This is a genomic window from Streptomyces sp. YIM 121038, assembly GCF_006088715.1.
Classification (GTDB): domain Bacteria; phylum Actinomycetota; class Actinomycetes; order Streptomycetales; family Streptomycetaceae; genus Streptomyces.
In genome coordinates this window covers 2,764,842-2,783,595 of the sequence record NZ_CP030771.1, presented here as the reverse complement: position 1 = coordinate 2,783,595, position 18,754 = coordinate 2,764,842, and the positions used below count along the sequence as shown (strand labels likewise).

Sequence of the window (18,754 nt, the reverse complement as noted above, 5' to 3'; positions counted from 1 at the left end):
CCCCGGAGCCCCCGCCGCCCGGCGGCGCTAGAGGCCCAGCTGCTTGGTCTCGTGGAGCTTGGCCACGGCCTCCTTGTCGCCCTCCAGCTCCACGTCCGCCACCTCCTGGCGGCCGAAGACGAACATCAGGAGCTCGGCGGGCTCCCCGGTGGCCGTGACCACCGGAGTGCCGCGGTGGGCCACCGCCGTCTGGCCGTCGGGCCGGCGCAGGACCAGGCCCACGGGCGCCTTGCGGCCGATGACGCGGGCCGTGCGCTCCAGGCGTGCCCACAGGGCGTCGGAGAAGACGGGGTCGAGCTCGCGCGGGGTCCAGCCGGGCTCGGCACGGCGCACGTCCTCGGTGTGGACGTAGAACTCGACGGCGTTCGCCGCCTCGTCGACCTGCTTCAGGTTGAAGGGCGAGAACCGCGGCGGCCCCGTACGGATCAGCTGGATCAGCTCCTCGTACGGCTTCGCGGCGAACTCGGCCTGCACCCGCTCCAGACGGGACGCGAGCTGCTTGATCACGATTCCGCCCGCGGCGTCCGCGCGCCGCTCGCGCACCACCACGTGCGCGGCGAGATCACGGGTGCTCCAGCCCTCGCACAGGGTCGGTGCGTCCGGGCCCGCCGCCTCCAGGAGGTCCGCGAGGAGGAGTCGTTCACGCTTGGCATGGGTCGACATGGGAGCCAGCGTACGACCGCGCGTGCGGTCCGCACAGTGGACCTCCGCGGGGCGCGCCGCCCGGGCGCGGCACAATGGCGGGCATGAGCAGCACGCCCGCACCCAGCAGCCTCGCCCCCGAGATCGCCGCCCGCCTCAAGCGCGGCGCCGACGGCCTCTTCCCCGCAGTCGCCCAGCAGTACGACACCGGTGAGGTGCTGATGCTCGGCTGGATGGACGACGAGGCGCTGCACCGCACCCTGACCACCGGACGCTGCACCTACTGGTCGCGCAGCCGCCAGGAGTACTGGGTCAAGGGGGACACCTCCGGGCACGTCCAGCACGTGAAGTCCGTCGCCCTCGACTGCGACGCCGACACCGTCCTCGTCAAGGTCGACCAGGTCGGCGCCGCCTGCCACACGGGCACGCGCACCTGCTTCGACTCCGACGTGCTCCCGCTCGGCCAGTAGGGTCGCCCCATGGATCTTGAGACCTTCCGCAAGCTCGCGGCCGACCGCCGAGTGATCCCCGTCAGCCGCCGGCTCCTCGCCGACGGCGACACCCCGGTCGGGCTCTACCGCAAGCTCGCCGCCGAGCGCCCCGGCACCTTCCTCCTGGAGTCCGCGGAGAACGGCCGCGCCGACTTCCTCTGGTCTCGCTACTCCTTCGTCGGCGTGCGCAGCTCCGCCGCCCTGACCGTGCGCGACGGCGAGGCCCACTGGCTGGGCACCCCGCCGGTCGGCGTGCCCACGTCCGGCGACCCGCTCGCCGCGCTGCGCGCCACCGTCGCCGCCCTGCACACCCCGCGCGACCTCACCGGGTCCGAGGGCCTGCCGCCCTTCACCGGCGGCATGGTCGGCTACCTCGGCTACGACATCGTGCGCCGCCTGGAGAAGATCGGCCCCGGCGAGGTCGACGACCTCGGCCTGCCCGAGCTGACCATGCTGCTGACCAGCGACCTCGCCGTGCTCGACCACTGGGACGGCTCGGTCCTGCTCATCGCCAACGCGATCAACCACAACGACCTCGACACCGGCGTCGACGAGGCCCACGCCGACGCCGTGGCCCGGCTCGACGCCATGGAGGCCGACCTGTCGCGGCCCGTCGCGCAGCCCCCGGCCGCCCTGCCGCCCTCCGCGCTGCCGGAGTTCACCGCCCGCTGGGGCGGCCTCGAGTACCAGGCCGCCGTCGAGGACATCAAGGAGCGCATCCGCGCGGGCGAGGCCTTCCAGGTCGTGCCCTCGCAGCGGTTCGAGACGCCCTGCGCGGCCAGTGCCCTGGACGTCTACCGGGTGCTGCGGGCCACCAACCCCTCCCCGTACATGTACCTGCTCCGGTTCGAGGGGTTCGACGTCGTCGGATCGAGCCCCGAGGCCCTGGTCAAGGTCGAGGACGGGCGCGCCATGGTGCACCCCATCGCCGGGACCCGCCCGCGCGGCGCCACGCCCAAGCAGGACCAGGAGCTCGCCGACGAGCTCCTCGCCGACCCCAAGGAGCGCGCCGAGCACCTGATGCTCGTCGACCTCGGCCGCAACGACCTCGGGCGCGTCTGCGAGCCGGGCTCCGTCGAGGTCGTGGACTTCATGTCCATCGAGAAGTACTCGCACGTCATGCACATCGTCTCGACGGTCACCGGCCGCGTCGCCGCCGGCCGCTCCGCCTTCGACGTGCTCACCGCCTGCTTCCCCGCGGGCACCCTCTCCGGCGCCCCCAAGCCCCGTGCGATGCAGATCATCGACGAGCTCGAACCCGCCCGGCGCGGCCTGTACGGCGGCTGCGTCGGCTACCTCGACTTCGCGGGCGACTCCGACACCGCCATCGCCATCCGCACCGCGCTCCTTCGCGAGGGCACCGCCTACGTCCAGGCCGGGGCGGGCGTCGTCGCCGACTCCGACCCCGTCGCCGAGGACACCGAGTGCCGCAACAAGGCCGCCGCCGTGCTCCGCGCCATCCATACCGCGAACCGCCTGCACGCCGCCGCGGGCCGTGAGGGATAGTGGACGGGTGACTTCTGCCCTGCCGACGCCCCGTACCGAGGACGCACCCCAGGCCGCCGCGGGCCGTACCGCGCGCGGCGGCGGCCGCCGCAGCCTCGCCGCCGCCCTGCTGCTCGGCGCCGCGGGCGCGGCCCTCGCGCTGCTCGCCTCCCGGCAGTCCTGGGCGCACGGCTCCACGGCCGTCGCGGGCGGCGACTTCCCGCTGACCGCCAAGGGCAGCGACGTCACGGGCGTGCCCGCCGCGCTCGCGATAGTCGGCCTGGCCGCGCTCGTCGCGGTCTTCGCCGTCCGCCGCGCCGGGCGCGTGCTCGTGTCGGCGCTGCTCGCCCTCAGCGGCGTCGGCATCGCCGTCGCGGCGCTGCTCGGCGCGAGCGACCGCGCCGCCCTCGACGACAAGGCCGCGACCGCCTCCGGCGGCGCCGCGGCCGAGGTCGCCGGGCTCAGCCACACCGGCTGGCCGTACGCGGCCGTGGCCGCCGGCGTGCTCATCCTGGCCGCGGGGCTGCTCGCCCTGGCCCGCGGCCGCGCCTGGCCCGCCATGTCCGGCCGCTACGAGCGCGACGGCGCCCCGCGCCCGCGCGCCCGCCGCGCCCCGGACCCCGACCGCCCCGAGGACCTGTGGAAGGCCATCGACCGGGGCGAGGACCCGACACAGGCCGGCTAGCGGCCGTGCCGACCGGCCGGGACACCCCGGCACAGGGCATGATCCCGCGTACGGGACAATGGACCCAGCGTTCAACACACGCACAGCCACAGCTAACGAGGAGCAAGTCATGGCGGGACATGGCCACGGACACACCCCGGCCGCCTGGACCGGTGTCATCATCGCCTTCATCGGTTTCTGCGTCGCGGGTGCCTTCATGGTGATGGCGAAGCCCGTGGGCTTCTGGGCCGGTATGGCGGTCATCCTCGTCGGCGGTCTCGTCGGCTTCGCGATGCGCCTCGCCGGCCTCGGCCAGAAGCCGCACCAGCCCCAGGTGGCCGGCTCCGAGAGCTGACCGCGCGCGTACGCCGACGGGGCGGCCGGGACACACGTCCGGCCGCCCCGTCGGCGTACCGCCCGGGTGCCCGGACGGCGCCCGGGCGGTACGCGGGGGACAATGCCCCGGTGACCGCCGAACAGGAGACCGCCGTGCCCACGGGCGCGGGCCCCGCGCTGCGCCGCCTCGCCGTGCCGCTCGGCGTGCTCGGCTCCGTCGCCGCCGCCTTCGCGTACGTCGCCACCGTCGACCCCAACGAGCCGGGCCACTACCCGACCTGCCCGCTGCTGTACTTCACGGGCGTCTACTGCCCCGGCTGCGGCGGTCTGCGCAGCGCGTACGCCTTCGCCCACGGCGACCTCGCCACGGCCCTCGGCGCCAACGCCGTCGCCGTCGTCGGCTACGGCCTCTTCGCCGTCCTGTGGGTGCTCTGGGCCGTCCGGGCGGTGCGCGGCAGACCCGTGCGGATCGAGCTCGGCCGGGCCCAGCTGTGGGCCGTCGGCACCCTCCTCGCGATCTTCACCCTCGTACGCAACCTGCCGTTCGGGTCCTGGCTGCACCCCTAGCGGCCCCCGGGAGACCGCCGCGGAACCGGCGTAGAGTCCAGGTAGTGAGAGCCTCGTCAACCGGATGCGAGTACTACGCCGTGCTGCGGATACCATCGCAGTGACCATCGGAAAGCAGGGAAGGGGGCCGCTCGCGTGAGTGTGCTCGACGAGATCATCGACGGAGTCCGTGCCGACCTCGCACAGCGGCAGGCGCGTGTCAGCCTCGACGAGCTCAAGGAGCGCGCGGCGAAGGCCCCGGCGGCCAAGGACGGCGCGGCCGCGCTGCGCGGTGAGGGCGTCAAGGTCATCTGCGAGGTCAAGCGCTCCAGCCCGTCCAAGGGCGCGCTCGCCGCGATCGCCGACCCGGCCGGCCTCGCCGCCGACTACGAGGCGGGCGGCGCCGCCGTCATCTCCGTGCTCACCGAGGAGCGCCGCTTCGGCGGCTCGCTCGCCGACCTGGAGGCCGTGCGCGCCAAGGTCGACATCCCGGTGCTGCGCAAGGACTTCATCGTCACCTCGTACCAGCTGTGGGAGGCCCGCGCGTACGGCGCCGACCTCGCCCTGCTGATCGTCGCGGCCCTCGACCAGCCCGCCCTCGAGTCGCTGATCGAGCGCGCCGAGTCCATCGGCCTCACCCCGATCGTGGAGGTCCACGACGAGGACGAGGCCGAGCGCGCCCTCGACGCGGGCGCCCGCGTCATCGGGGTGAACGCGCGCGACCTGAAGACCCTCAAGGTCGACCGCGCCACGTTCGAGCGCGTCGCGCCCGAGCTGCCCGACTCCGTGGTGAAGATCGCCGAGTCCGGCGTGCGCGGGCCGCACGACCTCATCGCCTACGCGAACGCGGGCGCCGACGCGGTGCTCGTGGGCGAGTCCCTCGTCACCGGCCGCGACCCGAGGGCCGCCGTGTCCGACCTGGTCGCTGCGGGTGCCCACCCGGCCCTGCGGCACGGCCGGAGCTGACCCGGCCCGTGTCCGCCGAACGCCTCGCCGCCACGCGCGACCCGTACGCCCGCCTCGCCCGCGGGTGCCGGCCGCGTGGCTGCCGGGCGCCCGCGCGGCGGGTGCACGGGCGGCGCGTGCGGTACGTCATCGGGGACGAGCCCGGGCAGGTCAACGGGATGCGATGGCGCCCTCGCGGCGCGCGCCCCTGACCCCTGCGCGCGGCTGGTTCGGCACCGCCGGACCGGTCTGCCGGGGTTGCTCGCCGTCGCGGCGGACTTGGATTCCCCAAGCCCACCCCTTCCCGAGACCGGGGCTCCGCCCCTGGACCCCGAGGCCCACGCCTCGCCGCTCGGGAGCAAACGGGTGGGTGGGAGGATCCGCCGCGGAGCGGCGGCGTACGGGCGTGCAGACGCTGACTCACGTTCGCCCACGCAGACAACGAGGTACCCAGCACATGCCCAGCGAGTTCTTCATCCCGGACCCGGAGGGTCACGTCCCCAGCGCCGAAGGCTACTTCGGCGCCTTCGGCGGCAAGTTCATCCCGGAGGCCCTGGTCGCGGCAGTCGACGAGGTGGCCGTCGAGTTCGACAAGGCGAAGGCCGATCCCGAGTTCGCCCGGGAGCTCGACGACCTGCTCGTGAACTACACGGGCCGCCCCAGCGCCTTCACCGAGGTGCCGAGGTTCGCCGAGCACGCCGGTGGCGCCCGCGTCTTCCTCAAGCGGGAGGACCTCAACCACACCGGCTCCCACAAGATCAACAACGTACTCGGGCAGGCCCTGCTCACCCGGCGGATGGGCAAGACCCGGGTGATCGCCGAGACCGGGGCGGGCCAGCACGGCGTCGCCACGGCGACGGCCTGCGCGCTCTTCGGCCTCGACTGCACCATCTACATGGGCGAGATCGACACCCAGCGCCAGGCGCTGAACGTCGCCCGCATGCGGATGCTCGGCGCCGAGGTCATCGCGGTGAAGTCCGGCAGCCGCACGCTGAAGGACGCCATCAATGAGGCCTTCCGCGACTGGGTCGCCAACGTGGACCACACCCACTACCTGTTCGGGACCGTGGCCGGACCGCACCCGTTCCCCGCCATGGTGCGGGACTTCCACCGCGTCATCGGGGTCGAGGCCCGGCGGCAGATCCTGGAGCGGGCCGGACGCCTTCCCGACGCCGCGATCGCCTGCGTCGGCGGCGGCTCCAACGCCATCGGCCTCTTCCACGCCTTCATCCCGGACACCGGCGTCCGGCTCATCGGGTGCGAGCCCGCGGGCCACGGCGTCGAGACCGGCGAGCACGCGGCCACGCTGACCGCGGGCGAGCCGGGCATCCTGCACGGCTCGCGCTCCTACGTCCTGCAGGACGAGGAGGGCCAGATCACCGAGCCGTACTCCATCTCGGCCGGGCTCGACTACCCGGGGATCGGCCCCGAGCACGCCTTCCTCAAGGACAGCGGCCGCGGCGAGTACCGGGCCGTCACCGACGACGCCGCCATGCGGGCCCTGCGCCTGCTCTCCCGCACCGAGGGGATCATCCCGGCGATCGAGAGCGCCCACGCGCTCGCGGGCGCCCTGGAGGTCGGCCGGGAGCTGGGCAAGGACGGCCTGATCGTCGTCAACCTCTCCGGGCGCGGCGACAAGGACATGGACACGGCCGCGCGCTACTTCGGCCTGTACGAGACCGACGCCGAGGTCGCCGCGGACGCCGCGGGCACCGCCGAGATCGAGGAGGACGCCAAGTGAGCGGCAACGTCCAGCTGTTGAGCGACACCCTCGCCGCCGCCAGGGCCGAGGGCCGGGCCGCGCTCATCGCGTACCTGCCCGCCGGCTTCCCGACCGTGGACGGCGGCATCGAGGCGATCAAGGCCGTCTTCGACGGCGGCGCGGACGTCGTGGAGGTGGGCCTGCCGCACAGCGACCCCGTCCTCGACGGGCCGGTCATCCAGACCGCCGACGACATCGCCCTGCGCGGCGGCGTCAAGATCGCGGACGTCCTGCGCACGGTGCGCGAGGCGCACGCGGCGACGGGCAAGCCGGTCCTCGTCATGACGTACTGGAACCCCATCGACCGCTACGGCGTGGAGCGCTTCACCGCCGAGCTCGCCGAGGCGGGCGGCGCGGGCTGCATCCTGCCCGACCTGCCCGTCCAGGAGTCGGCGCTGTGGCGCGAGCACGCGGCCAAGCACGACCTGGCCACCGTCTTCGTCGTCGCGCCGAGCAGCAAGGACGAGCGGCTCGCGACGATCACGGCGGCGGGCTCCGGCTTCGTGTACGCCGCCTCCCTGATGGGCGTCACCGGCACCCGCGTCTCGGTCGGCGCGCAGGCCGCGGACCTGGTCCGGCGCACCCGCGCCACCACCGACCTGCCGGTCTGCGTCGGCCTCGGCGTCTCCAACGCCGAGCAGGCCGCCGAGGTGGCGGGCTTCGCCGACGGCGTCATCGTCGGCTCGGCCTTCGTCCAGCGGATGCTCGACGCGAAGGACGAGGCGGCGGGCCTGGCGGCGGTGCGCGACCTCGCGGGCGAGCTGGCCCGGGGCGTGCGCGCGGGCTTGTAGTACGGGCGGTAGCTCGTACGGGTGGACCTGGACCGGGGAGGCGCGCTCGCGCCTCCCCGGTTCGTTTGGTCCCGTATGAGCGAGAAGAACCGTGAGGGTAAGCGCACGGCCCGGGAGCGCCTGGCCGAGGAGCGCGAGCGGCAGCAGAGAAGCGACAAGCGGCGCCGCGCGCTGCTGGTGAGCGCCGCCGTCGTCGGCGTCCTGGCCCTGGCCGCGGTCGGCGGCCTGCTCGCGGCCAACGCGGGGGACGACGACAAGAAGAAGGACACCTCGGGTCCGCTCGTCGCCCCCACGGGCGCGGCGGGCAAGGACAAGCTGGCCATCCAGTCGGGCAAGGACGGCGCCAAGTCCACCCTCACCGTCTGGGAGGACTTCCGCTGCCCGGCCTGCAAGCAGTTCGAGGACGGCTACCGTTCGACGATCAACGACCTCGTGGGCAAGGGCAGCCTGAAGGTCCAGTACCACCTGGCGACCCTCATCGACGACAACATGGGCGGCTCCGGCTCCCTGCGCGCCGCCAACGCCGCGGCCTGCGCCCAGGACGCGGGCAAGTTCGCGCCGTACCACGACGTGCTGTTCGAGAACCAGCCCATGGAGACCGACGACGCCTTCGCGGACAACGACAAGCTGATCGAGCTCGCGGGCAAGGTCGGGGGACTCGACACCGCCGCCTTCAAGAAGTGCGTCACCGACGGCACGCACAACAGCTGGGTGACCAAGTCCGACAAGGCCTTCGAGGATGCCGGCCTGCGCGGCACGCCCACGGTCCTGCTCGACGGGAAGAACATCTTCGGGGACCAGAAGAACCCGCTGACCCCCGCCAAGCTCAAGGCCGCCGTGGAGAAGGCGAACGGCTAGCGGGCGCCCGCCCGGCGGCGACCGGATCTTGACCCGCCGCCGGGCCCCTGTTACGGACCCGTTGTCGGGCTGGTTGCCGCCGCCCCCGCCCGGCAGGGTAGCGTCGACCCTGCCATGGAATTTGCCTACATCCCCAGCCCCTCGCGCGGAGTGGTCGACCTCGGCCCCATCCCGCTGCGCGGCTACGCGTTCTGCATCATCATCGGCGTGTTCGTCGCCGTGTGGCTCGGCAACAAGCGGTGGGTCGCCCGTGGTGGGCAGCCCGGCACCGTGGCCGACATCTCTGTCTGGGCGGTGCCCTTCGGCCTGGTCGGCGGCCGCCTCTACCACGTGATCACGGACTACCAGCTGTACTTCGGCGACGGCCGTGACTGGGTGGACGCCTTCAAGATCTGGGAGGGCGGCCTCGGCATCTGGGGCGCGATCGCGTTCGGCGCGGTCGGCGCCTGGATCGGCTGTCGCAGGCGCGGCATCCCGCTGCCCGCCTGGGCCGACGCGCTCGCCCCCGGCATCGCCTTCGCCCAGGCGATCGGCCGCTGGGGCAACTGGTTCAACCAGGAGCTGTACGGCAGGGCGACCGACGTCCCCTGGGCGCTGAAGATCACCAGCTCGGACGACGGCCGCGTCCCCGGCACCTACCACCCGACGTTCCTGTACGAGTCGCTGTGGTGCGTCGGCGTCGGACTGCTCGTGCTCTGGGCGGACCGGCGCTTCAAGCTGGGCCACGGCCGGGCCTTCGCGCTGTACGTCGCCTCGTACTGTGTGGGCCGCTTCTGGATCGAGTACATGCGCGTCGACGACGCGCACGAATTCCTCGGCCTGCGCCTGAACAACTGGACCGCGCTGCTGGTCTTCGTGCTCGCCGTGGTGTACCTCGTGCTGTCGGCCCGGCTGCGGCCGGGGCGCGAGGAGATCGTGGAGCCGCTTCCCGGCGGAGCCGCCCCCGACAGCGAGAAGGCCGAGCCTTCGGACGCCGTGTCCAAGGCCGGGGCCGAGAAGGCCGGGGCCGCGAAGGTCGGCCTGGACAAGGCCGGGTCCGACGGCGAGGCGGAGTCCGCCTCCAAGGGCTGAGGCAGGGGCGGCTACGGCGTGCGGCGGGACAGGGCGAGCGTCCGGTGGGCCTGCTCCACCACCGCGCGGTCCACGAAGCGGCCGTCGGGGAGCGCCTGCGCCCCCTGTTCCGCGGCCGCCGCCTTGAGGACATCCTCCGCCCGCTCGACCTCCTCCGGTGTCGGCAGATAGGCGCGCTCGATCACCGGCAGCTGGCGCGGGTGGATCGCCGCGCGGCCCAGCAGCCCCAGGGCGCGGCCGCGGGCGCAGGACGCCGTGAGGCCGTCCAGGTCGCGGACGTCGGGGTAGACCGACTGGGCGGGCGGCGGCAGTCCGGCCGCCCGGGCGGCCACGACCACGCGGGAGCGGCACCAGTCCAGACCCGCCTCGTCCCGTACGCCGAGGTCGGCGCGGAGGTCCGCCTCGCCGATGGACACACCGCGCAGCGCCGGATGGGCGGTCGCGACGGCGAAGGCCCGCTCCACGCCCAGGGCCGACTCAAGCAGGGCGTACAGGGCGGGGGCGCCGCCGTCCCGGGGAGCGGCCCGCTCGGCGGTGCGGATCACGTCGGCGGCCGAGGCGACCTTGGGCAGCCGCAGGCCCGCGAGGCCGGGCAGCGGGGCGAGCGCCGCCAGATCGGCGTCGGACGGGGGAGTGCCGAGGGCGTTCACGCGGACGTGGACCGGTACGGGGCCCGGCTCGGCGAGCAGCTCGGCGGTGGCCGCGCGGGCGTATGCCTTGCGGTCGGAAGCCACCGCGTCCTCCAGGTCGACGATCACCACGTCCGCGCCCGCCACCAGCGCCTTGGCCACCACCTCGGGCCGGTCGCCGGGGACGTAGAGCCAGGTCAGCGGATGCGGTCTCACAGGGCGCCCGCCGTGCGCAGCGAAGCGATCTCCGCGGCCGTCAGGCCGAGCCCGGTGAGGATCTCGTCGGTGTCGGCGCCGTGCGGGCGGCCCGCCCAGCGGATCGCGCCGGGTGTCTCGGAGAGGCGGAACAGGACGTTCTGCATGCGCAGCGGGCCGAGCTCCGGATCGGGGACCGTGGTGAGGGTGCCCAGGGCCGCGTACTGCGGGTCCGTCATCACGTCCCGTACGTCCTGGACCGGGGCCACCGCCGCCTCCGCCTTCTCGAAGGCCTCGACGACCTCGGCGCGGGTGTGCCGGGCGATCCAGGAGCCGACGGCCTCGTCGAGGACGTCGGCGTGCGCGGCGCGGCCGGAGCCCGTGGCGAACCACGGCTCGTCGGTCAGCTCGGGGCGGCCCACCAAGCGCAGGACGCGTTCCGCGATCGACTGGGCCGACGTGGACACCGCGACCCAGCCGCCGTCGGCCGTGCGGTAGGTGTTGCGGGGCGCGTTGTTCGTCGAGCGGTTGCCGGTGCGCGGCTGTACGTGGCCCAGCTGGTCGTACCAGAGCGGCTGCGGGCCGAGGACCGTGAGGATCGGCTCGATGATCGCCATGTCGACGACCTGGCCCCGGCCCGTGCGCTCGCGGGCCGCGAGGGCCGTCATCACCGCGTACGCCGTGGCGAGCCCCGCGATGGAGTCCGCGAGGCCGAACGGCGGCAGCGTGGGCGGCCCGCCGGGCTCGCCGGTCACCGCGGCGAAGCCGCTCATCGCCTCGGCGAGGGTGCCGAAGCCGGGGCGGCGCGCGTACGGCCCGAACTGCCCGAAGCCCGTGACGCGGGCCAGGACCAGGCGCGGGTTGGCCGCGCTCAGCTCCTCCCAGCCCAGGTCCCACTTCTCCAGGGTGCCGGGGCGGAAGTTCTCCACGAGCACGTCCGCGTCGGCGGCCAGGCGCAGCAGGGTGGCCCGGCCGCCGGGCGTCGACAGGTCGAGCGTCATCGTGCGCTTGTTGCGGCCGAGCAGCTTCCACCACAGGCCGACGCCGTCCTTCGCCGGGCCGTGGCCCCGGGACGGGTCGGGGCGCGTGGGGTGCTCGACCTTGATGACGTCCGCGCCGAAGTCGCCGAGGAAGGTGGCGGCCAGGGGCCCCGCGAAGAGGGTGGCGAGGTCGACGACGCGCAGGCCGTCCAGCGGGGGCCGCGTCACCGGTCCGCCGCCGCTTCGGCCCGGGCGCCGGACCCCGCGTCGATCTCCGCGTCGATCTCCGCGCGGTAGGGCATGGACGCGGCCGCGCCCGGCCGCCGTACGGACAGCGCGGCGGCCGCCGTGGCCCAGGCGAGCGCGGCCGGCATGGGCCTGCCCTCGCCGAGCGCCACCGCGAGGGCGCCCACGAAGGTGTCGCCCGCGCCCGTGGTGTCCACGGCCGTGACCCGGGGCGCGGGCACCGTGACGGGTTCGGCGCCGCGCGCCGCGTACAGGCTGCCCTCGGCGCCGAGCGTGACGACGACCTCCGGGACCCGGTCGAGGAGCGCGTGGGCCGCCGCGTGCGGGTCCGCGGCCCCGGTGAGGGCGGCGGCCTCGTGCTCGTTGGGGACCAACAGGTCGGTGGCGTCGAGGAGTTCGGGCGGGACGGGTTGCGCGGGAGCCGGGGTGAGGACGGTGCGCACACCGTGCTCGCGGGCGTGGCGCGCGGCGGCGACGACGCCGTCGAGCGGGACCTCCAGCTGGAGCAGGAGCAGATCGGCCGAGGTGATGAGCGCCTCGTCGCCGTGGGTCAGGGCGGTCAGGGTGGCGTTGGCGCCCGGCACGACGACGATGGCGTTGCCGCCGTCGTCGTCGACGACGATGTGCGCGGTGCCGGTCGTGCCCTCCACGGTGCGCAGCAGGTCGGTGTCCACGCCCGAGTGCTCAAGGGCCGTGCGCAGCTGGGTGCCGAAGGCGTCGGTGCCGACCGCGCCGACCATCGAGACCGTGGCGCCCGCGCGGGCCGCGGCGACGGCCTGGTTGGCGCCCTTGCCGCCGGGGAAGGTGCGGAACGCGCGGCCGGTGACGGTCTCGCCGCGCCGCGGGGCCTCGGGCACGTAGGCGACCAGGTCCATGTTGGTGCTGCCCAGGACGACGATGTGGGGGGCCATCAGGGGGACGTCTCCTCTACGGGGTGAGGGTGCTGGTGATGGTGCGTCAGTTCCGTGGTCAGATCGGCCAGTTCGTCGAAGCCGACGCCGTCGAAGGCGCCGACGGACGTGGCGAGGCGGTTCTTCAGCGGGGCGGTCCAGCGGGCCGGGAGCGCGTCCGGGTGCCCGGCGAGCAGGCCCGCGACCGAACCGGCCGTCGCGCCGTTGGAGTCCGTGTCCCAGCCGCCGGAGACCACGCGCGTGATGGAGCCGGTGAAGTCGCCGTCGGCGTGGGTGAGGGCGGCGGCGAGCAGGGCCGCGTTCGGCACGACGTGGACCCAGTGGTAGTGGCCGTACGCGGTGTGCAGGGCGTCGGCGACGTCGTCGAAGCGGCGTGTCGTACGGGCCAGTTCGATGCCGTGCCCGACCGCGCGGGCGAGGCGGGACTCCGGCGGAACCACCGTCAGACCCGCAGCCAGGCAGTGGTGCACGTCGCCGCTCCCGGACGCGGCCCGGGCGATGGTGGCCGCCGCGAACATCGCGCCGTACACGCCGTTGCCGGTGTGGGTCAGACACGCGTCCCGCCGGGCCTGCTCGGCGGCCGCCGCGGGGTCGCCCGGGTGGGTCCAGCCGTGCACGTCGGCGCGGATCAGGGCGCCGATCCACTCGCGGAACGGGTTGCGGTGCCGGGCCGTGCGGGGCGGTACGACGCCGTTGAGGAGGTTGCGGTACGCGACGCGCTCGGCGGTGAAGGTACGGGCGGCGGGGAGTTCGTCGAGCCAGAGCGCGGCCACGTCCGCCGTGGTGAAGCCGGGGCCGTGGCGGCGCAGGAGCAGCAGGTTGAGGAGCGGGTAGTTGAGGTCGTCGTCCTCCGGCATGCCGTCGATGTTCTCGGCCAGGGAGGTGGGGGCGGAGCGGCGGTTCCAGGGGTGCCGGGCGAGGAGCTCGGGCGGGACGCCCCGGGCGGTGAACCAGGTGGTCAGGGGCCAGTTGCCTGCGGCTTCGGCGAGGGCGCGGATGGCGTGCCGGGGGAGCTTCTCCACGGGTTTGCCCAGGAGGCAGCCCGCGGCTCTGCCGAGCCAGGCCGCGTGGACGCGGGCGCGGTGCCCTCGCGGGGGCGCCCCTGGCCCGCCCCTTCCCGAAACCAGGGGCTGCCGCCCCTGGCACCCCGCTTCATCGCGCTGCGCGCTCGTCCTCACACGCCGGACGGGCTGGATGTCCGCTTGCGCGCCGTCCAGTTCCGCCAAGAGGTCTTCCGCCAGGGCCCGCAGGCGGGGTGGGGCCGGACGGGGGGACGCGCCCGAGTGGGGCGGGGTCGGGTCGCCGCCCGCGGCCAGCCAGCGGGCCCGGGCCGCGGTGACGTCGCGGCCCTCCTCCTCCGCCTGGCGGAGTTCGTGGGTGAGGAGGTCCTCGGCCTGGAGCCAGGTGAGGCGCATCAGGGGGTGCCGCCCGTCAGGGACGTGAACGCGTGCTCGTGGGCGCGGCGGCGGGCCAGGTCCTTGGCGAAGACCTCCTCGGCGACCGCCGTCAGGGCGCGGGCCGGGGCGTGCAGGTCCAGACGGCTCGCCTCGGCCACCCGCTTCGACCAGTCGGGCGGGACGGCGGCCTCGCCGCGCAGGGCGCCCGCGAGCGCGCCGCTCATCGTGGCGATCGAGTCGCAGTCGCGGCCGTAGTTCACCGAGCCGAGCACGGTGGCGCGGTAGTCGCCGTCGCCGATCAGCAGCATGCCGAGGGCGACGGGGAGTTCCTCGATGGCGTGCAGCCGCGAGGGGCGGCGGGCGCCCAGGGACGGCGCGCGGTAGTCGGGGCCGACGGTGTCGAAGGGGGCGACCGCCGCGCGCAGCGGGCGCAGCGCCGTCTCGTACGCGCGGTGGCGGGCCGCCGCGTCCACCACCGCCTCGATCGCCGCCCGGGTGCCGTCCTTCGCGAGGGCCAGACAGGTGTCGATCACCGTGGTGGGCGTGGCGCCGGGGGCGCAGGCCGCCGCCACGGCCGCCGCGAAGACGCCCGCCGCCTCCCGTCCGTACGACGACTGGTGCGCGCCCGCCATGTCCAGGGCCTCGGCGTACGCGGCCTCGGGGTGGGCGGCGTTGACCAGGCCGACCGGCGCCATGTACATCGCCGCGCCGCAGTTGACGATGTTGCCGGTGCCCGCCTCGCGGGGGTCCACGTGGCCGTAGTGCAGCCGGGTGACGAGCCACTTCTCGGCGAGGAAGAGGCGGTGCAGGGGCAGGGCCTCGGCTTCGAGCTCCGGGATCCAGCGCGGGTTCGTCATCAGGTCGGGGACCAGGTGGTCGGCGATCGCGTACGCGTCCAAGTGGTCGCGTACGGCGGCGTACACGCGGACGAGCGCGTGCGTCATCAAGGTGTCGTCGGTGACGTGTCCGTCGCCCTTGTGGTACGGGGCGACGGGGCGGGCGGTGCGCCATTCGTCGCCGTGCCAGGGGCCGACGACGCCGTGGACCGGGCCGCCGTGCCGGTCCGCGATCTGCTCGGGGGAGTAGCCCTCCACGGGGCCGCCGAGCGCGTCGCCGACGGCCGCGCCCACGAGGGCGCCGGTGACACGGTCCGCGAGCGGCGTCCTGTTCGGTGGTGTCATGTCTGGATCGCCCTCCTGGGTGGTCAGTTCGTACGGGTCAGCTGTCCGGCCAGCTCCACCAGGTCGGTACCCGCGAGGCGGGGCAGGGCACAGCCCGACAGGGTGCGGCAGGACGCGCGCCAGCTGTCGGGGATCGCGGCGGCCGTGCCCAGGACGCCGGTCAGGGCCCCGGCGAGCGCGGGCGCCGAGTCCGCGACGCGCGACAGACAGGCGGCGGCGGGCACCGCCTCGCGGACCCGTCCGCGGGCCGCGACGGCCAGGGCCAGGGCGACCGGGACGGTCTCGGCGGCGGCGATGCCGTAGCTGTAGACGTGGTCGACGATCTCGTGCTCCAGGAGCGGGACCAGGGCGAACGTGGCGTCGGCGGCGGGCGCGCAGGTGCGGGCGAGCTTCACGGCGTGCCGGGCGTTGCGCCCGATCTCGGTGTGCTCGGGGAGCTGGGCGAGGGCGGCGGCCACCGCGGCGTCGGGTCCGGCGCCGCTGAGGGCGGCCGCGACCGCCGCGGCCATCGCGCGGGCGCCGTGCACGCCGTCGCCGTCCTGCGTGTAGCGGGCGTCGAACTCGGCGAGCCCCGCGGCCCGTTCGGGGTCGCCGGGGTGCACGAGGGCGAGGACGCAGGCGCGTACGCAGGCCGCGTCGTCGAAGAAGTGCGGGTTGTCGTGGCCGGTGGCGGGCGGGGTGAGGCCCGCGGCCAGGTTGCCCAGGCCCGCGCGCACGGAGATGCGGGCGCGCAGGGGCAGGACGGCGGACTCCACCTCCGGGGCGCGGGCCGCGGCGGCGGCGACCTCGCTGGCGAGGGTGTTCCAGGACAGGGCGAGGGTGGCGCGGGTGCGGCGGTCCCTGGTGAGGGCGGGGTCGAGGGTGCCGTCCGCCGCGCGCAGGACGGATTCGGCGGTGAGCGCGGCCCATTCGGCGTCGTCCGAGGGGCCGAGGCGCAGGGGTTCCGGGGGCTGGTTGAGGGCGATGGGGACGGGGAGGGTGGTGGTGGCGTTGTGCTCGGCGAAGGTGTCCAGTTCGCGGGTGAGGCGGCGGGTCCAGTCGGGCATGCGGGTCGCCCTGTGCCGGGCCGATGGCCAACCGGCCGCGTCGCCTGCGGCCAGGCCCAGCAGGAGGCCCTCGACCTGGGCTCCGTCCAGGGCCCGCTTGCCGGGGCTGCGCCCCGGGCCCCGGGGCTTGGTTGCACGGTTGCTCGGCACCTCGGGCTGTGCCCACCCTTCCCCAAGCTCTCGGCTTCGCTCGAGCAGGGGAGACCCCACTCGCCCTGCGGGACGATTGCCCACAGCGGAGACGGACGCTAGGAGCTCCGCCACCTCCAGTACGTGGTGGCCCCGCATGGAAGGGAGGCAGGTGCCCCTTACCGGGCCGATCGCCCGGGACCATTCCGGGGGGATGGCGGCGGCGCCGCAGGTGGCGCCCGCCAGGGCGCCCGCGACCGCCGCGGTCGTGTCCGCGTCGCGGCCCATGTTGACCGCGGTGAGGACGGATCCCGCGAAGTCGCCCTCGGCGGCCGCGTACGCGCCGAAGGCGAGGCCCACCGCCTCGGGGGCCAGGTCCGTCCAGGGGTAGCCGCCGATGACGACCGCCGAGCGGACCGCGCGTTCGCCCCGGTGGGCCACGGCGACGGCGCGGCGCAGGGAGCGCGCGGTCCAGGAGTCGTACGGGATGACGGACAGGGCCGCCGCGACCACCGACTCCACCGGGGCCCCGGCCATCGCCGCCGCGACGCCCGCCGCGACGGCCCGGCCGCCGTGGATGCCCTCGCCGTCGTGGCTGACGGTGCCGTCGACGGCGACCAGACGGGCCGCCTCCGCGGGGCACCCCGCGGCGAAGACGCCGAAGGGCGCGGCCCGCATCGCGAGGCCGTCGCTCCAGGCGTGCCGGTGCTGGGCGGAGATGGGGGCGGCCAGGCCCCTGCGCAGGTTCTCCAGGGTGCCGCGTTCGCTGAACCCGGCGCCCCGGAAGGGGCCTTCGTCCAGGTCGGCGATCCACCGGTGCCAGGCGTGCTCGACGTGCGCGACGGTGAGGGCCGAGCCGTGCCGGGCGAGCAGCAGGCCGGAGAAGATCGCGTACTCGGTGTCGTCCGTGCCCGCGGGGCGCTCGGCGACGTACCCGGTGATGCGGCCCCAACGGCGGCGGATCTCGGACGGCTTCAGATTCTCGGCGGGCGCGCCGAGCGCGTCGCCGACCGCGAGCCCGAGCATCGCTCCGCGCGCCCGCTCGCGCAGGCCGCCCGCGCCGTCGGGCGCCGGGACCGGGGGAACACAGGCGATGGACGCCATGCCCTGCCTCCCATCGCGCTGAGAACCACTGAGAACCACTGAGAACCGCTGAGTGCTGCTGAGTACTTCTGCGTGCCGCTGCGTGCCGCTGCGTGCCGCTGAGTCGTGCTGGGAGCATCCCTGCCACGCCGAGCCACTCATGTGAGCACGCAGGCGCTCAGCATCACTCCTTCGGCATGTCCGCGACGGCTCCGCGCGGGCCGCCCGCGCGGGCCCACAGGGGTGTGTTTTCGCAGGTAAGTACGGCCTTCCTTGCTGGCGGGAGCGATTTTTCGCGCGTACTTTCGAGATCGCCGACGGGGTTTCACCGACGGGATTCCAGAGCGACGTCGAAACGTTCAGCGCGACTATGAGGGGGCCGCACCATGGCGATCATCGAGACCGAAGCGACACTGCACGAGGCGCACCGGGACAACCACACCCACCGTGACGTCAACGGCGGCTGGCTGCGCCCGGCCGTCTTCGGCGCCATGGACGGCCTGGTGTCCAACCTCGCCCTGATGACGGGCGTCGCGGGCGGGGCCGTGTCGCAGCAGACCATCGTGATCACCGGGCTCTCCGGGCTCGCGGCCGGGGCGTTCTCCATGGCCGCAGGCGAGTACACGTCCGTCGCCTCGCAGCGCGAGCTGGTGCAGGCCGAACTGGACGTGGAGCGCCGCGAGTTGCGCAAGCACCCCAAGGACGAGGAGCAGGAGCTGGCCGCGCTCTACGAGTCCCGCGGTGTCGAGCCCGCGCTCGCCCGCGAGGTGGCGCGGCAGCTGTCGAAGGACCCCGAGCAGGCCCTGGAGATCCACGCCCGCGAGGAGCTCGGCATCGACCCGGGCGACCTGCCCTCGCCGGTCGTGGCGGCGGTCTCGTCCTTCGGCTCGTTCGCCCTCGGCGCGCTCCTGCCCGTGCTGCCGTACCTCCTGGGCGCCAGTGCGCTGTGGCCCGCGGTGCTGCTCGCGCTCGTCGGCCTGTTCGCGTGCGGCGCCGTCGTCGCCAAGGTGACCGCCCGTTCGTGGTGGTTCAGCGGGCTGCGGCAGCTCGTGCTCGGTGGGGCGGCGGCGGGTGTGACGTACGCCCTGGGCAGCCTCTTCGGGACGGCCGTAGGATGACCGATCGCACGGGTATGCGGAATGCCGCACAAGTATCCGTTTCTGGACTGTTTCGATGCGCTGACCGCCGGGCATGAGCCGTAAGCGCTGCGGGCAATGAGGCCTGTGGTCGCTCCGGGCCGACGGTCACCGATCTGCCTGTTCCGGCCCCCTTTCGCCGCCCTCCATCCCCAGGGCGCTGTCCAGATACTGGAATGAAGTATCCGCTTTTCGAGAAGCGGCCCATCATGTAACCTGCACGAAATTTC

General features: G+C 74.6%; 18 protein-coding genes and 2 pseudogenes. 12 read left to right on the top strand and 8 right to left on the bottom strand.

Annotation, left to right across the window (positions count from 1 at the left end):
* Window positions 1–27 precede the first annotated feature (27 nt).
* Window positions 28–663, bottom strand: a complete 636-nt coding sequence (locus C9F11_RS11595) for a TIGR03085 family metal-binding protein (RefSeq protein WP_138959196.1) — start codon at window positions 661–663, stop codon at window positions 28–30.
* An 83-nt stretch (window positions 664–746) separates the two neighbouring features.
* Here C9F11_RS11595 and hisI point away from each other — a divergent pair, with 83 nt between their 5' ends.
* The 11 genes from hisI to lgt all read left to right on the top strand — a co-directional run bounded on the left by hisI (window position 747) and on the right by lgt (window position 9,591).
* Window positions 747–1,112: a phosphoribosyl-AMP cyclohydrolase gene (gene hisI / locus C9F11_RS11590; protein WP_138959195.1), complete on the top strand. Its 366-nt coding sequence runs from the start codon at window positions 747–749 to the stop codon at window positions 1,110–1,112.
* A gap of 9 nt (window positions 1,113–1,121) precedes the next feature.
* Window positions 1,122–2,639 (top strand): anthranilate synthase component I, encoded by a 1,518-nt coding sequence (locus tag C9F11_RS11585; RefSeq protein ID WP_138959194.1) that lies wholly within the window; start codon window positions 1,122–1,124, stop codon window positions 2,637–2,639.
* A 7-nt stretch (window positions 2,640–2,646) separates the two neighbouring features.
* A complete protein-coding gene (locus C9F11_RS11580) occupies window positions 2,647–3,303 on the top strand; it encodes a TIGR02234 family membrane protein (protein WP_138959193.1) in 657 nt (218 codons plus the stop codon).
* Between the two features lie 109 nt (window positions 3,304–3,412).
* On the top strand, window positions 3,413–3,637 hold the full coding sequence (locus C9F11_RS11575; protein WP_138959192.1) for an HGxxPAAW family protein: 225 nt from the start codon (window positions 3,413–3,415) through the stop codon (window positions 3,635–3,637).
* Window positions 3,638–3,747: 110 nt separating this feature from the next.
* The gene (locus C9F11_RS11570; RefSeq protein WP_138959191.1) at window positions 3,748–4,185 is read left to right on the top strand and encodes a DUF2752 domain-containing protein; all 438 of its coding nucleotides are present in this window, start codon (window positions 3,748–3,750) and stop codon (window positions 4,183–4,185) included.
* A 135-nt stretch (window positions 4,186–4,320) separates the two neighbouring features.
* Window positions 4,321–5,130, top strand: a complete 810-nt coding sequence (trpC, locus tag C9F11_RS11565; protein ID WP_138959190.1) for an indole-3-glycerol phosphate synthase TrpC — start codon at window positions 4,321–4,323, stop codon at window positions 5,128–5,130.
* Window positions 5,127–5,321, top strand: coding sequence for a hypothetical protein (locus tag C9F11_RS48585; RefSeq protein ID WP_249402163.1), 195 nt, complete (start codon window positions 5,127–5,129; stop codon window positions 5,319–5,321). Before trpC ends, C9F11_RS48585 begins: the two co-directional genes overlap by 4 nt.
* 245 nt (window positions 5,322–5,566) lie before the next feature.
* Window positions 5,567–6,850 (top strand): tryptophan synthase subunit beta, encoded by a 1,284-nt coding sequence (gene trpB, locus C9F11_RS11555; RefSeq protein ID WP_138959188.1) that lies wholly within the window; start codon window positions 5,567–5,569, stop codon window positions 6,848–6,850.
* A complete protein-coding gene (gene trpA, locus C9F11_RS11550) occupies window positions 6,847–7,662 on the top strand; it encodes a tryptophan synthase subunit alpha (protein WP_138959187.1) in 816 nt (271 codons plus the stop codon). The genes trpB and trpA overlap by 4 nt, the downstream gene beginning before the upstream one ends.
* Before the next feature lie 75 nt (window positions 7,663–7,737).
* Window positions 7,738–8,520, top strand: a complete 783-nt coding sequence (locus tag C9F11_RS11545; protein ID WP_138959186.1) for a thioredoxin domain-containing protein — start codon at window positions 7,738–7,740, stop codon at window positions 8,518–8,520.
* A gap of 114 nt (window positions 8,521–8,634) precedes the next feature.
* Window positions 8,635–9,591, top strand: a complete 957-nt coding sequence (gene lgt / locus C9F11_RS11540) for a prolipoprotein diacylglyceryl transferase (RefSeq protein WP_138959185.1) — start codon at window positions 8,635–8,637, stop codon at window positions 9,589–9,591.
* A gap of 11 nt (window positions 9,592–9,602) precedes the next feature.
* Here lgt and C9F11_RS11535 read toward each other — a convergent pair whose 3' ends face one another.
* The 7 genes and pseudogenes from C9F11_RS11535 to C9F11_RS11505 form a co-directional block, all read right to left on the bottom strand.
* Entirely contained in the window at window positions 9,603–10,436 is an 834-nt protein-coding gene (locus C9F11_RS11535; RefSeq protein ID WP_138959184.1) for a CoA ester lyase, read from the bottom strand.
* On the bottom strand, window positions 10,433–11,623 hold the full coding sequence (locus C9F11_RS11530; protein ID WP_138959183.1) for a CoA transferase: 1,191 nt from the start codon (window positions 11,621–11,623) through the stop codon (window positions 10,433–10,435). The genes C9F11_RS11535 and C9F11_RS11530 overlap by 4 nt, the downstream gene beginning before the upstream one ends.
* Complete coding sequence (rbsK, locus tag C9F11_RS11525) at window positions 11,620–12,552, bottom strand: ribokinase (RefSeq protein WP_138959182.1); 933 nt, start codon at window positions 12,550–12,552, stop codon at window positions 11,620–11,622. Before rbsK ends, C9F11_RS11530 begins: the two co-directional genes overlap by 4 nt.
* Window positions 12,552–13,967 (bottom strand): ADP-ribosylglycohydrolase family protein, encoded by a 1,416-nt coding sequence (locus C9F11_RS11520; RefSeq protein ID WP_138959181.1) that lies wholly within the window; start codon window positions 13,965–13,967, stop codon window positions 12,552–12,554. Before C9F11_RS11520 ends, rbsK begins: the two co-directional genes overlap by 1 nt.
* On the bottom strand, window positions 13,967–15,130 hold the full coding sequence (locus tag C9F11_RS11515) for an ADP-ribosylglycohydrolase family protein (RefSeq protein WP_138959180.1): 1,164 nt from the start codon (window positions 15,128–15,130) through the stop codon (window positions 13,967–13,969). The genes C9F11_RS11520 and C9F11_RS11515 overlap by 1 nt, the downstream gene beginning before the upstream one ends.
* Before the next feature lie 38 nt (window positions 15,131–15,168).
* A pseudogene (locus C9F11_RS11510) lies at window positions 15,169–16,266 on the bottom strand (ADP-ribosylglycohydrolase family protein); the annotation flags it as partial.
* A gap of 303 nt (window positions 16,267–16,569) precedes the next feature.
* Window positions 16,570–17,331 (bottom strand): annotated as a pseudogene (locus C9F11_RS11505) (ADP-ribosylglycohydrolase family protein); the annotation flags it as partial.
* A gap of 443 nt (window positions 17,332–17,774) precedes the next feature.
* Between C9F11_RS11505 and C9F11_RS11500 the strand changes: the two are divergent.
* Window positions 17,775–18,506, top strand: a complete 732-nt coding sequence (locus C9F11_RS11500; RefSeq protein WP_138959179.1) for a VIT1/CCC1 transporter family protein — start codon at window positions 17,775–17,777, stop codon at window positions 18,504–18,506.
* The last annotated feature ends 248 nt before the right edge of the window (window positions 18,507–18,754 follow it).

What these genes read in the sequence shown, in the direction of transcription:
- C9F11_RS11575 (WP_138959192.1), top strand. Translation starts at nt 3,413, where the DNA reads ATGGCGGGACATGGCCACGGACACACCCCGGCCGCCTGGACCGGTGTC.
- trpB (WP_138959188.1), top strand. Translation starts at nt 5,567, where the DNA reads ATGCCCAGCGAGTTCTTCATCCCGGACCCGGAGGGTCACGTCCCCAGC.
- lgt (WP_138959185.1), top strand. Translation starts at nt 8,635, where the DNA reads ATGGAATTTGCCTACATCCCCAGCCCCTCGCGCGGAGTGGTCGACCTC.
- C9F11_RS11585 (WP_138959194.1), top strand. Translation starts at nt 1,122, where the DNA reads ATGGATCTTGAGACCTTCCGCAAGCTCGCGGCCGACCGCCGAGTGATC.
- C9F11_RS11545 (WP_138959186.1), top strand. Translation starts at nt 7,738, where the DNA reads ATGAGCGAGAAGAACCGTGAGGGTAAGCGCACGGCCCGGGAGCGCCTG.
- C9F11_RS11515 (WP_138959180.1), bottom strand. Translation starts at nt 15,130, where the DNA reads ATGACACCACCGAACAGGACGCCGCTCGCGGACCGTGTCACCGGCGCC.
- hisI (WP_138959195.1), top strand. Translation starts at nt 747, where the DNA reads ATGAGCAGCACGCCCGCACCCAGCAGCCTCGCCCCCGAGATCGCCGCC.
- C9F11_RS11595 (WP_138959196.1), bottom strand. Translation starts at nt 663, where the DNA reads ATGTCGACCCATGCCAAGCGTGAACGACTCCTCCTCGCGGACCTCCTG.
- rbsK (WP_138959182.1), bottom strand. Translation starts at nt 12,552, where the DNA reads ATGGCCCCCCACATCGTCGTCCTGGGCAGCACCAACATGGACCTGGTC.
- C9F11_RS11500 (WP_138959179.1), top strand. Translation starts at nt 17,775, where the DNA reads ATGGCGATCATCGAGACCGAAGCGACACTGCACGAGGCGCACCGGGAC.
- C9F11_RS11520 (WP_138959181.1), bottom strand. Translation starts at nt 13,967, where the DNA reads ATGCGCCTCACCTGGCTCCAGGCCGAGGACCTCCTCACCCACGAACTC.